Here is a 14,397-nt window from a genome sequence, read left to right as displayed (position 1 = left end):
ATTAGGTTATAAAGGTAACATAGATTGCCTATAAATATAGAAAATATAGCTAGGCAATATTGATTTCCACAAGCAGCAACGTTTCCTAGAGCTTTTGAGAACAGCTAATGGACAAAAATTTCCCAATTGCATTTGTAGCTCTTTCAATGTTAGCGATCGCTGGATGTACAATCGGAGAAGTAGAACAGGCTGTTGAGCCAACGCCTATTACACCTCCAACACCCACTGAATCCTTTACTAATCCTGTAGTACCTAGCAAAGAACCAGAAACAAGTGCCTCTGCAACTCCTAACTTGATTCAACTCACTAATCCTAGAGAGCGCGAGCAAATAGTTTCAAAAGGTCGAAATGACCCATTTGCCGAACTTTTCCAGCGGCCTGTTCGGACAATACCGACAGCAACATCTCCCACAGAGGTTTCTGGAATACCTACCCTACCAACAGCTAGACCTCCCCTGATTCCTCCCATCGGTAGACTGCGAACACCCAGCGCGGCTCCTGCTACTAGAACTACACCAACTACTGCGGCTTCAACTCCAGGGACAAATGTACCTAAGCCTGATACTAGACCGCCCTCAGTTCTACCAAACGTTATGCCCGGAGTGATTGCTAATCCTACTATAGGAACTGTGCTACCACCACCACCACAACCTGAATTAGCTGAGGGAGTAATGGTGAGTGGTGTAGTGCTAATTGGAGAAAAACTTCAAGCAATTATTAAAGTACCGAATGAAGCCACAAGTCGTTATGTACAGGCGGGACAGCGCCTGGGTAGTGGTTTGTTAATTAAACGTATTGAAATGAATGAAGGTTCCAATCCGATTGTCATTCTGGAACAATATGGTATTGAAGTTGCCAGGATGGTAGGTGAAGAGCCTGTCAACTCCGCATCATCAGCTACTAATCCTGAAGCTTCTTAAAGATGGAAACTCAAGAAAAAATTGAATTCCCTGGTTTATCTCTCGCTGTCTATCGAGAAATAGCCGCTCATTTACGCCAAGTCGCAGGGATAGAAGCTGGATTAATTCCCCAAGCATCCTCAGAATTTGATTACAATCAAAGCCAAATTGCTGGCTTATGGATTTCTGGAATACCCAGTTCTGATTCCGAAAGTCAGCAACGCATACAGCAAATTTTGGCTTATTATCGCAACCGCTACGGTGTTTAATACCCTCGACAAACCATCGCTGAATTTTTTCCTTAACCTGTAGATCAAATTAGGCTTTTTCTTCTCCAAAGTGACCTTGTTAATCATACAGGTCTATTTTTTTACGTAATTTTTTTACATCCAGCACTTTGCAAGTAAATGAAGTACACACCTTAATATTATAAATATTCTGGGGGAGGGCAAATATCCCCTCCCTGCCTACCTACTCAAATGAAATAGGCTGTAACACACTAGTAATGTAAAATTACTGCCAAAAACACTAGAATATCCGCATATACTAAACTATACAAACAGAATTGCGGGCTGTCTTATATTGAAAGAGTGGACTGCATACCGTGCAAAAATTATTACATAGTATTTTCGGGGCTGTTTAATTTGTGGTTTTAACAAAAATTACCCCTGGACAACAAATAACTCCTAAACAACAATTTGGATTAAGTTTAGTTTCTAGGCTAGGTGGTGGTCGAGATGTCATCTTGGCAATTGATTTGACAGAAAGCGTCGGCTTAAATAATGAAGGTCGGATTCGCTTGCGTCAAATAATTGAAGACAGCATTAAACCAGGAGATGAAATTTATATTGTGCCATTTGCTAAAGATGTAGTTTTAGGGGAAGTAACACCTAGTGTCAATCCTTTAGCTAACCCAATTAAATATATTCATAAAAGTCCAGAAAATCTGGCACAACTATTAGCAAAAATCCCCTTAACATCTGATAAAAACTATTATGGTACAGATATTCAGCGCGCCGAATTAACTATTTATCAAGGTGTCGCTCAGATTAATCACAATCGCCTGCAAAAAAATCAAGCAATTAAGCCACAATCTGTTGTTTGGTTAACAGATGCACCTTTATTTACACAACCAGGGATTACTTCAGAAGTATGGATAGAAACTCCTGCTGATAGTCCATTGCGAATTGCTGATTCTCCTGAAAGTCAAGAGCGACAGGCTTGGATAAACATCTTACCTATTGACAAGCGATCGCTCTCCATCACCACCCCGGAAAATAAACCATATACATTAACTGTCGTTGATATTGCTGCCACAGTTCAAGAATGTTGTACACCCGCACCAGGTAATCAAGAAACTTGCTTAGTCAACCTTTATTTAAGGCAGCAACTATGGCTTCCCAGTTTAACTTTACTATTAATACTTGCTAGTTTATTAGGGGGAATATTTAAATTATCTCGATTGCGTCAAAAGTGGCAATTGCACATTTATGTTGAAGAACATGAAGAACAAATATGTACATTAAAAAATAATCAAAGAATTGCCATTGGTGAAGACGATGCAAATTGTACAGATTTTATCGACTGTCCAGGGACAAAAGTTAGAGGCTATCTAGAACGAAAAGGAGATAAACTTTATTTAGTACCTAATATAGAAAATATTCATTATAACGGTCAACAAATTACTTCAAATACCTTAATATCAACTTCTAAATTTAGGCTAAATTTTCCCAATACTCCCCAACTCGATTACGAAATTATCATTCAAATTAAAAAATAGCATCTCAGGAAACATCTTATGAATTCAGCAACTACCAATCACCAGCAATACCGGGGAATAAATCGCACAATTTGTATAGGATTAGGTGGTACTGGAAGAGATGTTTTAATGCGAATTCGGAGGTTAATTGTAGACCGTTATGGAGATTTAACTAACCTACCAATTATCAGTTTTGTCCACCTTGATACTGACAAAGCCTCCACTCAAGTCACTGGTATTCGCACAGGTAGTATTTATCATGGTGTTGACCTGAGTTTCCGGGAAGCAGAGAAAGTCACCGCTACTATGTCATCGAAAGAAGTGACAATGTTTGTAGAAGGAATAGAGCGGCGTTCCGAATATACTCAATATGGGCCTTATGATCATATTGCTAGATGGTTTCCACCTCAGTTATTACGAAATATTAAAGCAGTGGAAGAAGGTGCAAAAGGCATTAGACCAGTAGGAAGGCTGGCTTTTTTCCACAATCATCACAAAATTCAATCAGCAATTGAAAACGCCGAAAGACGCACCAGAGGACACGAGTCTTTCTTGCTGAAAGCAGGTTTAAAAGTAGAATCAGGATTGAGTATTTTTGTTGTTGCTTCCTTGTGCGGTGGCACAGGAAGTGGAATGTTTTTGGATACTGCTTATAGTCTGCGACATATGTATGGTGATCAAAGTCCGCAAATTGTCGGTTATTTAGTGATTAGTCCAGAATTGTATGGTAATACTCCCAGCATGAATGCTAACACTTATGCCGCCCTGAAAGAATTAAATTACTATAGCAGTCCTGGTACAGAATTTGCAGCTTGTTATGATATTCAAAATCCCGTATATTTTCAAGAAAAACGCCCACCATTCGATTATTCCTATTTGGTTTCTCATCAAACAAGCGGCGAATACACAATATTAACACAAGGTAAGTTATGCAATGTCATTGCTCATAAGATTGCTTTAGACTTTACTGGGGAATTAGCACCCATCATCAAAGGTAATAGAGACAACTTTTTACAACATATTATCCAATGGGATAAACACCCACGTCCCAATACTCAGCGCTACCTCACATTTGGATTAGCCGCGATTTATTTTCCTCGTGATATCGTCATCCAAATTTCCTTAAACCAAGTTAGTTTAGAATTAGTCAATTTTTGGTTAAATGGGAAAAATCAAAGTCCAGATCCCTTGAACTTACTAGAGCAATTCCTTATCCAGTATCATTGGCATAATGACCTAGCTACCAGAAATGGTTTAACTACTAAACTAGCAGAAACTGTCCAGGAATATAACAAGACATTTCATAGTAGTCTTAACACTTGGAGAACTAGACTAGATAGATTAATTGCCGAATCTCAAAATAAAGATGATCGCCATAGTCTTCGGCAAAAGTTACCCAGAGAATTCCGCGAACAATTTCGCAAAGTTCAACCTGGTGAAACTGAAAGTAGTAGGGGTATTTGGTTAACTAGATTAATCCAAGCTTCTCCTCAACTGACTAAAGAATTTCAGAGTCATATTGATGATTATTTAAGTCAATTACTTACACCCATAGAACCTAACTTTTCCATAAAAAGTAGCCGCGACTGGTTAGATGCGTTGCAACATGAACTCAATAACTATCAACGTAATTTACAAGCAGCAATTACAGGGTTGGGTAACAGTCATCGATTAGAAAATATAGATAAATCCTGGCGAGATACGGAACAAACTATTGCAGATGTTGAGGATAAATTGGGGCTGCCATTCTTAAATACGAAAAATACCCAATTCCAAGCAGAAACGAAAAAAGGTTTACAGGAAATTTGTAAACTTATCAAGCATAATTTTGAGTTAGCTGTACTTCAAGAAACACTAAAAATTGTTAATACACTGCGTAAATATGTCCAAAACAAAAATACGCAAATGACTGCTTTTAGTAGCTTAGTAGAAGATGTGAAAAATATTTATGAAAAGCAAGATAGAGACTTAAGACAATTTAATTTCGATGAAATGAGTGGTGAAGCCATATTTGATAATGAGGCAGAAATGTTGAATGCTGTCACCAAACTATGTTACCAGAAGATGATGTCCGTTCTCCTTTGGTATTGGTGAGTTCAGCCATTACAGAACAAACTGGGAGGGGAAATTCTTTAGCAAGTTTTATTGACAAAGAACGCACTACTCAAGAACTACTACAAGCAGACATTGATCTGAAAGTTGACAGTATATTTGCGTTGCGCGGTAGTAATATTGTCAAATCAGTGATTAAACGCTTTATCCAAAACTACTCAACAGCACGTTCGACTCGGTTAGCACAAATTATGCAGGAAGCTGAACCACTTCTGCGTTTAAATTTAAGTGACCCCTATTTTCGGGATGACCCAGCTAAAAGTAGTAAATTAGTGGGATTTAAGGATACCGACGAATTAGAAGTGAGACAGTTTACAACTTTGCTGACTCAGGATTTAGGAGTTTCCACAAGTGTTTTAAAATCAATGCAAGCTGACGATGAAATTTTATTTTTAAATGAGTATGCTGGGTTTCCTCTGAGATTAATTAGTAGTCTGGAAAGAATGGGAAACTATTACTTGAGAGAACAAAATTCAGCAACATCTTTTTTACATAATGATTATCGGGTGACGTTTCCTGATATTATTCCCCCAGATGCCATCACCATAGAACAATTAGAAGATGTCTTCTATCCCTGTTTGGCTTTAGAACTATTGCAAATAAATCCGCAAAATCAGCAATTAGAATTTAAATATTATGATGATTTGCGTGATGATTATTATATAGCTGCTCTTAGTTGTGAATGGGGTCAAGCTTTGGAGGAACTTGCTAACCATCAGAATATGAATAAGACTTTACAAGAGATTTTAGATCAGGAAATTGCTGTGATTCAAAGACAACCTGAACTTTGGCAAAATGAATATTTACCTAAACTAAGAAAGTTTGTCAAAGAAGTTGATGGATTACCAGAAGATCATCCCAATTCTCCTTACAAAATAGCAGTGATTGGCAGTAATGACCCGACAACCAAGGAAGGAATCATTATTCGTTTCCGCAGAAAAATGAATCAGCAATTTAATTCTGCAATTCCTCAACTTGCTCCGCCACAAAACTCTGCAACTCAAAAGGCGATTGTTGGCGAGATAGTAGATAGTTATCCGGTAGAATCTACTGATAATATGGCAAAAATGCGGTTAGCTTTGGAGAATTTAAAACATTGTTTAGCGGATAATTTGATTACTCCAGAAGATTACGATCGCGAAAAACAAAGAATCCTGAATCAATACTCAATTTAGGCTCATTTATTGAGTGGTAAATATTGACTGTAATTTTATCATCCTCTCATATTCTTGCATATCTAGGGAAGTATCATGCCACCAATACTAGAGTCCTTGATTATGATCACTCTTGTGATCATTGTTCTTCCATCCATAATTACAATCCTGTTTCGCTGGGCTTTATATCAATATTTGCAAAATTTAGCCAAGGAAGTTCAAAGACTAATTCATAATAAATCACGGGGATTACAAGAAACAAAAATTATAGCAACACTGGAAAGGAGATTTCAGCGTGCTAGTAGTCAGTTAGATCAAGTTAATACAGCAGCTTTAATTGACCAAGTTTATAGCCAAGAAAAGATTAAAATATTTTCTCTGGATCAAATTGATTATTTTTGTCGAATTATGCCCAATTTGCTCTTGGCTTTTGGCTTAATTGGCACTTTTTTTGGAATTACATTTAATCTATATACTCTGAGTCAAGCTATTAATCAAACGAATGCTGCCGATATTAGTGGTTTAGTTGAACAATTAAAAAAACCATTAGAAGGAATGAGTATTGCGTTTGTGACGAGTTTGACGGGATTGTTCTTTAGTGCATTCTTAACAATAGTCAACTTTAAATTGAATACGGGCGCTTTAAAATATCAAGTGTTGAGTTCTTTAGAAGATTATCTCGATAATATTTATTTGCCTCAAGTACAGGGTGATAATCGACTTGATAAAATAGTCAATAAAATGGTATCCCAGCAGGATGAATTTTTAACTAGATTTGGTGATACTGTGCGCGATGCTGTCGAAAAGTCTATGGGTAAAGTAGCACAACAAATCGCCGCAGGTAATCAGGAAGTTACAGATTTAGCAAGACAAGTGTATGAGCGATTTACAGAAGCGGCTGGGACTATATCTGCTGCTGCTAGTCAATTTGAAACTGCAATTTATCAACTCAATGCTAAATCATATATATTTAAAGAATCTGCGGAAATATTTGAGCGTAGTCAATTTCCGGAAAAGTTATCAGCAGCTACTACAAATTTAACGCAGACACAGGAGAGATTTTCAGCCTCGGCTGCAAGTTTAGCTAATACAACTCAATCGCTGGAAACATTCGTGATTGCAGTTAAGGAACTGGGAGCAGAAATTAAGGTTGTGAATCAAACTTCATCTCAAGTATTGGAGTTACATCAAGTTAACCAAAATTCTCTCAGTGAAATTATTCCCCAACTCCAGCAAGGTGCTAATAGTTTTCGCAAAGCAGTTAATAGACTTGATAAATTAGAACATAATATTATCGATAAATCTGAAAGTTTACAGGTAATTGGTGCAGCTTTACAAGAATTAATAGATATAGGGAATAGTTACGCCGTAGAAGTTAATTTAGCACTGATTAATCTCTCTCAAAAAATAGATGGTAATCATCAAAACTTATCACAGCTAATGGCCAGTGGTAATTCTACTTTGGCTACAGAATATCAAAATATGGGTAATCTCTTGCTGACAGGGGTGAGTAAACAAACAGCAGTAAGTCAAGATAATCTGCAAAATATTAATACTAATTTGCAAGAATGTATTCAGCATCTCAATGATGCTAAACATGAAATTTATCGCTGGCGGCAGAAAGAAAAAAGTTTGCCATCTGCGCCTCCAGAGAAAATCACAGATAGTTTGACACATACCTAATATTGTAATAAGAAAATATGGCTCGGCGTTTGCGTAATCATGACTATCATGAAGAATTAAATATTTACACGGCTTTTACAGATTTGATGTCTAATGCCTTCGTGATCTTGATTCTGTTTTTGTTATTGGCGATGGTCACGTCGTTTATGAATAATAATGTCGGGTTAACAGACACGCCGCCAATTATTGTGATCCAAGATGAAGGTGCTTATCGGTTTGCGTCGGGAAGTGCAACTATTCCCCAAGCAATGTTTAATTATATTTCTCAGCAAATAGTACCGGAAATAGAAAGTAGAACCCAAGAGTATAATATTAATATTGTCGAGATTATTGGACATACTGACGGTCAGCCGAATGGTAATTTGACGAGTAACCTAGACCTGAATTTAGAAGATGTTGCCAGTGGTACTTTGCCAGTAGGTAAATTGCAAGCTGGTTCTAATGCTGATTTAGGATTGATGCGTGCTTTGGCAATCGTGCAAGTGCTGCGGAATATTCAGGTGAATGAACAACGACTCAAGGGTTTGTCGTTTCGTGCTTATTCGGCGGCGCAGTTAATATTACCTAGTGGGGAATTTGCGGCCATCGCTCGTCAAGAGGATCAGACACGGCGACGGATTGAAATCCGCTTTACCCGGCTGGGGAAGGTGCAAGAAGTAAAATAGTTAAATTTTTTGTGAAGTAGAGGTTAATTTTGCCGGAATTTGCAGCGAATAGTCAAATTGGAGGATGCAATTGCTAGTTACTGAGTTAAACTTGCAAGCAAGATCATGCACAATCTTACTCAGCTGCTCTTCGGTCTGGGCATAACTCATAATGGAACACTGGCAATTTCTAATTCAGAAACAAGGCGATCGCTCTTGGCGTAACCTGGAATCGCCCAACTTAGAAATTTCGGAAGGTTGGTACAGAGTCTTGGCTCGTTCTAACCTACGTAATACTGACGTGGAAATACGGATAACCCACTCCTCGATTCAAGAAATTCCCCCAAAGCGGCGAAGTGAAAAGCGATCGCACCGCACTAATGCCGAAGGTTTAATGGTGGTAATTCCTTTTACCCACCTGAAGCCGGGAATTTGGGAATTGCAATGCTCTGGGGATTTAATCTCAGATTTATTCGGTCAATCTTGGCAATACGGCATCTATTTACAAGTATTGTCTCAAGAATCTACTCAGATATGGGGACAATGGCACAGGGGCGAAAATGTAGCCTCAAATGTAGCTCAGTATCGAGATAGTACTGAGAACGGCAACCAGAAATCCGTTATTCCACCAGAACCTCAGCCTACTCTCAAAAGCGACCCAGATTCCAGCGATTTATTAACTGAAGCCGTCACGGACGACGCAGTGATCGATCAGCCTGTTAGCCCAGTTGGCCTCAAAGGTGAAACGGCGGAACAGATTTTACAGAATTTAATCAATTTAGCTTTACCCACTTCTGAAACTTTGTTAGAGGATGGCAAAGTGGAGCAAACTTTAGCAACGAAACCACGGACACCACTATCGTTGACTTTAGATCGGGAAACCTATATTGCTTATTGGGGAGAAATAGCTGTCATTCATGGGCTAGTAGAGCTACAAGAACAGAGCAATCAAGCCGGTGAAATTCCATACCCAGAAACTCTTTATGCTTTGGAATTACTAATTGATCTGCGATCGCCTTTAAGCTCAGAAATTTTAACCCAAGTTCGGCAGCCTTTACCAAACAGCTCGTTGCCCATTACCATCAGCTCGACCATTGATATTCCCCTGAATTGTGAATCTAAGCTAATTTTGGCAGATATCATTTTGTATGGCGCACTCACTGAATTGGGTGAAGTCATACCATTAGCGACTAAATCTTTTACAATTACAGCAGATGTCACAGAATTGCTGGCAATCACAGCCGCAGCTAGATTTAATCAAGAAAATTTATTAGATCAGCCCATAGAAGCAGCAACAGAGCCAGAACCATCTTTAAGCATTGATTTAGGACTTTTCAATCTGGCTAAAACTGCACAAACAGACTCGGCTCAATCTATTCAAATTTCCCTCAACAAGTCACTACCGCCGCAACTTCACCGCGAAAAACTAGCAGCCGCCTCTTTACGAGTGTCTCACCTAAATAAATTAGCCGATTCTCCTTGGCCGCAACTACCAAAGCTACCGGAAAACCAAAATACTGGTAAAGGTTTAGCCACTGCTGATGTAGTTACAGAATCTTCTATAGATGAAAAGCTAGTCGAGAAAACCGAGAATATCGCCCCCATTAACTTAGCTCAACTGGTGATTCGACATCATCGTTTGGGGATGCTGCACAACAGTTTTCGTTATTTGAAACGTCTGAAAGTTGTACCTGATCAATCGGAGGAACTCCAAGACGATACAGCAGAGGCGTTGTTACTTACAGCTGCTGAGGATTCCCCGCAGATAGATACAGATGAATTAGTGACTGATGATGCAGAGTTCCAGGATGACTCAGAAGCAGCAGGATCTCTTTCCCCAGATTTAGAATTAAATGCAGACGCTCATCTCTATTCATCGCCTTTGATTAGAAAGTGGACACAAAGCAAAGGATATTCCCTACCTGATTCGATTATTGAGATTTTAGATCAGCAGAAATTACCCGATGAGCCGGTTCCACCTTCAACTGAAATTGTGGAAATTAACTCATTATTAGACCTAAAACTGGAAACGGATATCGCCGCCGATCAGATAACGGATAGTGCTGTGGAAATAGAGGAGACGGAAATCTTAGCACAGCCAGAAGCAGAAAATATTTCAGTACAAATTGCTCTACCCTCTCCAGATTCAGAATTACCGCCTGCGGATGATCTCACAACACCTCCGCCTTGGTTGACACAAGAATTTGTTATAGAAGATACATATAGTGAACCGACGGTGGATCTGATAGACAGCCATTCCTCTGCACAGAAGGAGGAACCAATCTCAGATTTATCCCATACTCCACTGATGTCAGGGCAAATTGTTGAACCTTTGCCAGTTCCGCAATTACACGTTCCAGATGGTGAACTCATTGCTGGGACTTCTGTCAGGGTGAGGGTAGAACTACCTGTGGTATCCCCGGAAATAGTTGTCAAGTTATGGGTGGAAGATTGCCAAACTCGCTGGTTGTTAGATGGCCCCCATTTGCTCACAGACTTGCTACCTAACTCTTTGGGGTGTTTGGACGTGATCACGCAATTCAATATTCCCTTTGGCTGCTTGGAAATTCGCTTGGAGGCGATCGCATTTAATCAGGCTACCCAACAAGAAAGTCACAAAGCCACAGTGGTGCGGAGTGTGATTCCGCCAGACTTGCCGAATTTGCGGCTTGATGAATTACTGGGGATTTGAACATCTCACACCAGAGTTGTGTTAATAATTTTGAGAATTTAAAAAATCAGGCGAAATTTGCAGTAAGCTCGTTTTCGAGGATTGTCTAATTATTCAATAGGAAACTTAACTATGGCAGCTTCATTTTTGCCTTCTATCTTGGTTCCTCTGACTGGTCTAGTTTTTCCAGCAGTGACCATGGCGTTTTTGTTGTTATACATCGAACGCGATGATATCAGCTAATTAGTTGATTAACTTCCCACGTCTTCCTGGCGTGGGATTCGCGTTTAAATGATTTGGTATAAAACCGCATCTACTATATTCCAACTCATTCCTAGTAGACAAAGTATTCCCACTGCATACGCAAAAAATCGCCAAGGTTGCAAGCCGATCAGATACATCAAGGTATGAAGTATCCGCGCGACTGTGAAGGTAGAAAACAGCTAAATTGCAGCCCCAGGCGATGCTTCGGTTAGCACATAGGCTATTCCCAGACCAATAAATATGGGAATGTTCTCCAAGTCATTCAGCCAAGCTTTAGTCGCTCGTTGGACTTGTGGTAAATCCTCCTTGGCGGGCGGCTGATTGAATACTGCGGAGTCTTCTGGGTTGACAAACTCACGTCTGCTGATCCGATAAAATCCTTGATAAGCTGAAAGCGCAAACATTTTCAGAAATAGTGCGACAACGCACAACGAATACCAGTGAAGAGCGGTTCCCATAGTTCCAAGCATAGAGATTACCTGTTATTTGCTACTTACACGCTATCTTGCTTGAATGTAGTTACAGACAGATATCATCTAAAATTACAAACCGCCTGTCTCTCAGAAACAAGCGGTTTGTTAATGCTAATTTTTAAACAATTGCCAGAAAATAAAGACTCAATCGTCTTCGGCTCCAGCTATTTTTACATTGAAGAACCGACTCCAGAGTAGGCTCCGTAAAAGAAAATACCTACGACTGTAATTACACCTAAACCTGCGATTGTAGCGACAACCCACAGGGGAATTCTTCCACTTCCAGCAGACACAGCTTTTCTCCTCCCTTAATAACAAATCAACACTGATTCAATAAACAAAGATTTACAACAGTCATTCTCTGTTAGTTAAAGAAGTAACTGGAGAACAGAATTCCTAGAACAAAGACTAAAAGTAGTCCCAGGTATAGTGAAGTCCGGTTGAGTTCAACCGGTTGATTATTCGGATTGGGTGATCTATCCATAATTTTCTCCTAGCGTTGAATAAACTGCATTGCGGCGATCGCGCCTAAAAAGAAGACGGAGGGTACACCCAAAGTATGAATTGCCAGCCATCTCACCGTAAAAATGGGATAGGAAACTGGTTGATTTATGTCATTTCCGCTAGTCATGATCTCAAACTACTTTCCGATAAATTGTTCAACTTGCTGTTTAGCGCCAAAACGATCCTTCACAATCGGCACTTCCTGCCGTGTTTGTGTGTAGTATTCGTTGGGACGGGGTGTGCCGAAAGCATCATAAGCCAGTCCAGTGCTGACAAATAGCCATCCGGCAATAAATAATGCTGGAATGGTGATACTGTGAATAACCCAGTAACGAATGCTGGTAATAATGTCCGAAAACGGACGTTCTCCAGTGGTACCTGACATTTAGATTCCTACCTTCACAAAGAATGTTATTGTCTATTATCCTACAAAGTTTAGAAAGAGTTACAAGTTGCAACGACCTTCTCAGAAATCAGAGCGAATACTGAAGCCAATCATCCCACTAAGCTGCCTCTTGTGAGGAAGTTTTAGCAATATTTGGTTGGTATTTTAACAAAATGCCGCGATCGCCGATCACAAATCCCTGATCCGGATTGAAGAACACAACTTTGTACAAATTAGCTGCGACTCCTTCCACATCACGATCTTTTTCCCAAGTTTGACCACCGTCAGGGCTTAACAATAAATTACCGCTACCGCCACCTATCCAAAGTTCATTGGGAGTGCGATAAGCCAAATCAAGTAAACCCCAGCTAGTAGCCAACTCAGGATTTTGCGGTTCTTGCCACTCTTCAGGATTTGTGGGGTCGCTAAACTGCACCTGACCCCCTCGTGCGAGCAACCACAACTGCCCATTGTCAGCAAAACCCATATTTTCTAAGCGTCGAGAATTATTGCGGTTATGGGGTTCCCAAGTACTTTGTCCTGGTTCCCAAGTGGAATAGAAACTACCCTTAGCCGAAACAGCAACATATTTGCCATCAGGCGAGCGTTCCATATTCCGCACCACACCAACGGCTCCCTCTACCTGAGCTTTCCAATTGATCCCGCCGTCTTCAGTTCTATATATCGCTCCCACATCGGTAGCCATTTCCGCCGAATTCTCTCCCAAAGCATAAATAGCGATGGGATTACCAGGTAGCTTTTCGCTTAGAGCAATGCGTGTCCAAGAACTACCTTCATCAGTGGTATGCAACAGTAGTGAAGGTTCACCTAAAATCCAGCCTTCTTGACCAGAGAAACTTACTGAGTCAAAGCGAGACTTAAGATCATTCAGTGCCAATGTCAGGGGTTGCCAAGTATCACCACCATCATTTGTTTCCAAAAGGGTAGCATCGCTACCTACGAGAAAACCATGCTGAGGGTTATCAGTAAAGGCAATATCCAGCAGCTTCGAGTCTGTTGGCACAGAAATAATCGCCCAAGGGTTGGAGACGGTAGAGGGGACTTTGCTACAACCTATACACAAGAAAACTACTATCAACAAGGCAAATACTCTCTGCCAACTTTTCATAATACCCATTGAATGCATCAGTATTTTTGACTTTTTTCTAAATTTTTCATCTTAATGGCGATCGCTGCCCTCTAAACCTGTTAAAAAAGATAACGGGTCTTATTGTAAGCCGTAGAGACTGATAAAAAACAAGAATCCAAGAGCTAAAGCCCCAAAAATCAGGATATTTTTTTGCCCTGGTGTCAGCCGATTAACACCCAGACCATAACCAAGATTTTCTTTAAAACCCGATACCGTACCAGCAGGGCCAATATTGGCGAAAGCCGTCTTCTTGGCAGTACAGACTGGACAACGCCAAGTTATGGGCAGTTCAGCAAAGGGGGTTTCTGGATCAATATTATGGCTATCGTCTCCCTTCTCAGGTTCGTAAACATAACCACAGGCACGGCATTCATAACGGTCTAATGCCGGAGTTTCAACAGCTTGTTCGCTAGCTTGTTCGCTCATGGCTAAATCCTCACAGAGGAGAAATATTAAATATACGTTACAAATTATGACATAACTGTGAGACTTTTCTATCACTAATCCCAAAGTTATCCTGGACGTAATTAGAAATTACACATTAAAAAAGCAGACCATACAAGCTTCTGGAGAATTTTCTTGATTTTACTGGCATCATCCTGTAGTAGCCAATTCGATCATCTAGAAAAATTATGCATATATTGACATAAACTAGTTATTATGGTTCAATTTCGTCGTCAAGCAAATAATTAGCCAAAA

Annotated in this window: 15 protein-coding genes and 1 pseudogene; 9 read left to right on the top strand and 7 right to left on the bottom strand. The window is 39.9% G+C overall.

The features are described from left to right. Positions 1–107: 107 nt before the first annotated feature. The 9 genes from AACX33_RS05720 (at position 108) to psaI (ending at position 11,165) form a co-directional block, all read left to right on the top strand. Positions 108–920 (top strand): hypothetical protein, encoded by an 813-nt coding sequence (locus tag AACX33_RS05720; RefSeq protein WP_194000780.1) that lies wholly within the window; start codon positions 108–110, stop codon positions 918–920. Between the two features lie 2 nt (positions 921–922). Next, complete coding sequence (locus AACX33_RS05715; RefSeq protein WP_194000782.1) at positions 923–1,168, top strand: hypothetical protein; 246 nt, start codon at positions 923–925, stop codon at positions 1,166–1,168. Between the two features lie 377 nt (positions 1,169–1,545). Continuing rightward, entirely contained in the window at positions 1,546–2,679 is a 1,134-nt protein-coding gene (locus tag AACX33_RS05710) for a VWA domain-containing protein (protein WP_194000784.1), read from the top strand. Positions 2,680–2,697: 18 nt separating this feature from the next. After that, a complete protein-coding gene (locus AACX33_RS05705) occupies positions 2,698–4,752 on the top strand; it encodes a tubulin-like doman-containing protein (RefSeq protein WP_322744536.1) in 2,055 nt (684 codons plus the stop codon). After that, positions 4,710–5,945, top strand: coding sequence for a hypothetical protein (locus AACX33_RS05700; protein WP_322744537.1), 1,236 nt, complete (start codon positions 4,710–4,712; stop codon positions 5,943–5,945). Before AACX33_RS05705 ends, AACX33_RS05700 begins: the two co-directional genes overlap by 43 nt. Before the next feature lie 75 nt (positions 5,946–6,020). After that, positions 6,021–7,607 (top strand): hypothetical protein, encoded by a 1,587-nt coding sequence (locus tag AACX33_RS05695; RefSeq protein WP_194000786.1) that lies wholly within the window; start codon positions 6,021–6,023, stop codon positions 7,605–7,607. 17 nt (positions 7,608–7,624) lie between these two features. Beyond that, positions 7,625–8,272 carry a flagellar motor protein gene (locus AACX33_RS05690; RefSeq protein ID WP_194000788.1) on the top strand — a complete coding sequence of 216 codons (648 nt, stop codon included), beginning with the start codon at positions 7,625–7,627 and terminating at the stop codon, positions 8,270–8,272. Between the two features lie 151 nt (positions 8,273–8,423). Further along, entirely contained in the window at positions 8,424–10,943 is a 2,520-nt protein-coding gene (locus AACX33_RS05685; protein ID WP_194000790.1) for a hypothetical protein, read from the top strand. Between the two features lie 111 nt (positions 10,944–11,054). Beyond that, positions 11,055–11,165, top strand: a complete 111-nt coding sequence (gene psaI / locus AACX33_RS05680) for a photosystem I reaction center subunit VIII (RefSeq protein WP_071839278.1) — start codon at positions 11,055–11,057, stop codon at positions 11,163–11,165. Between the two features lie 44 nt (positions 11,166–11,209). Here psaI and AACX33_RS05675 read toward each other — a convergent pair. From AACX33_RS05675 to AACX33_RS05645, 7 genes and pseudogenes are all read right to left on the bottom strand, one after another. Further along, positions 11,210–11,644: pseudogene (locus AACX33_RS05675) on the bottom strand (MAPEG family protein). Positions 11,645–11,829: 185 nt separating this feature from the next. Then, entirely contained in the window at positions 11,830–11,952 is a 123-nt protein-coding gene (locus tag AACX33_RS05670) for a photosystem II reaction center protein J (protein WP_006197409.1), read from the bottom strand. 71 nt (positions 11,953–12,023) lie between these two features. After that, on the bottom strand, positions 12,024–12,143 hold the full coding sequence (locus tag AACX33_RS05665; protein WP_172644234.1) for a photosystem II reaction center protein L: 120 nt from the start codon (positions 12,141–12,143) through the stop codon (positions 12,024–12,026). A gap of 9 nt (positions 12,144–12,152) precedes the next feature. Next, on the bottom strand, positions 12,153–12,290 hold the full coding sequence (psbF, locus tag AACX33_RS05660) for a cytochrome b559 subunit beta (protein ID WP_194000792.1): 138 nt from the start codon (positions 12,288–12,290) through the stop codon (positions 12,153–12,155). Between the two features lie 9 nt (positions 12,291–12,299). After that, a complete protein-coding gene (psbE, locus tag AACX33_RS05655) occupies positions 12,300–12,548 on the bottom strand; it encodes a cytochrome b559 subunit alpha (RefSeq protein WP_194000794.1) in 249 nt (82 codons plus the stop codon). 118 nt (positions 12,549–12,666) lie between these two features. Beyond that, a complete protein-coding gene (locus AACX33_RS05650) occupies positions 12,667–13,686 on the bottom strand; it encodes a photosynthesis system II assembly factor Ycf48 (RefSeq protein WP_194000796.1) in 1,020 nt (339 codons plus the stop codon). A 90-nt stretch (positions 13,687–13,776) separates the two neighbouring features. Further along, on the bottom strand, positions 13,777–14,124 hold the full coding sequence (locus AACX33_RS05645; RefSeq protein ID WP_194000798.1) for a rubredoxin: 348 nt from the start codon (positions 14,122–14,124) through the stop codon (positions 13,777–13,779). Between the last annotated feature and the right edge of the window lie 273 nt (positions 14,125–14,397).

The sequence above is a fragment of the Nodularia sp. LEGE 04288 genome, assembly GCF_963896525.1.
GTDB lineage: Bacteria > Cyanobacteriota > Cyanobacteriia > Cyanobacteriales > Nostocaceae > Nodularia.
This window is presented reverse-complemented; position numbering and strand designations above follow the sequence as displayed.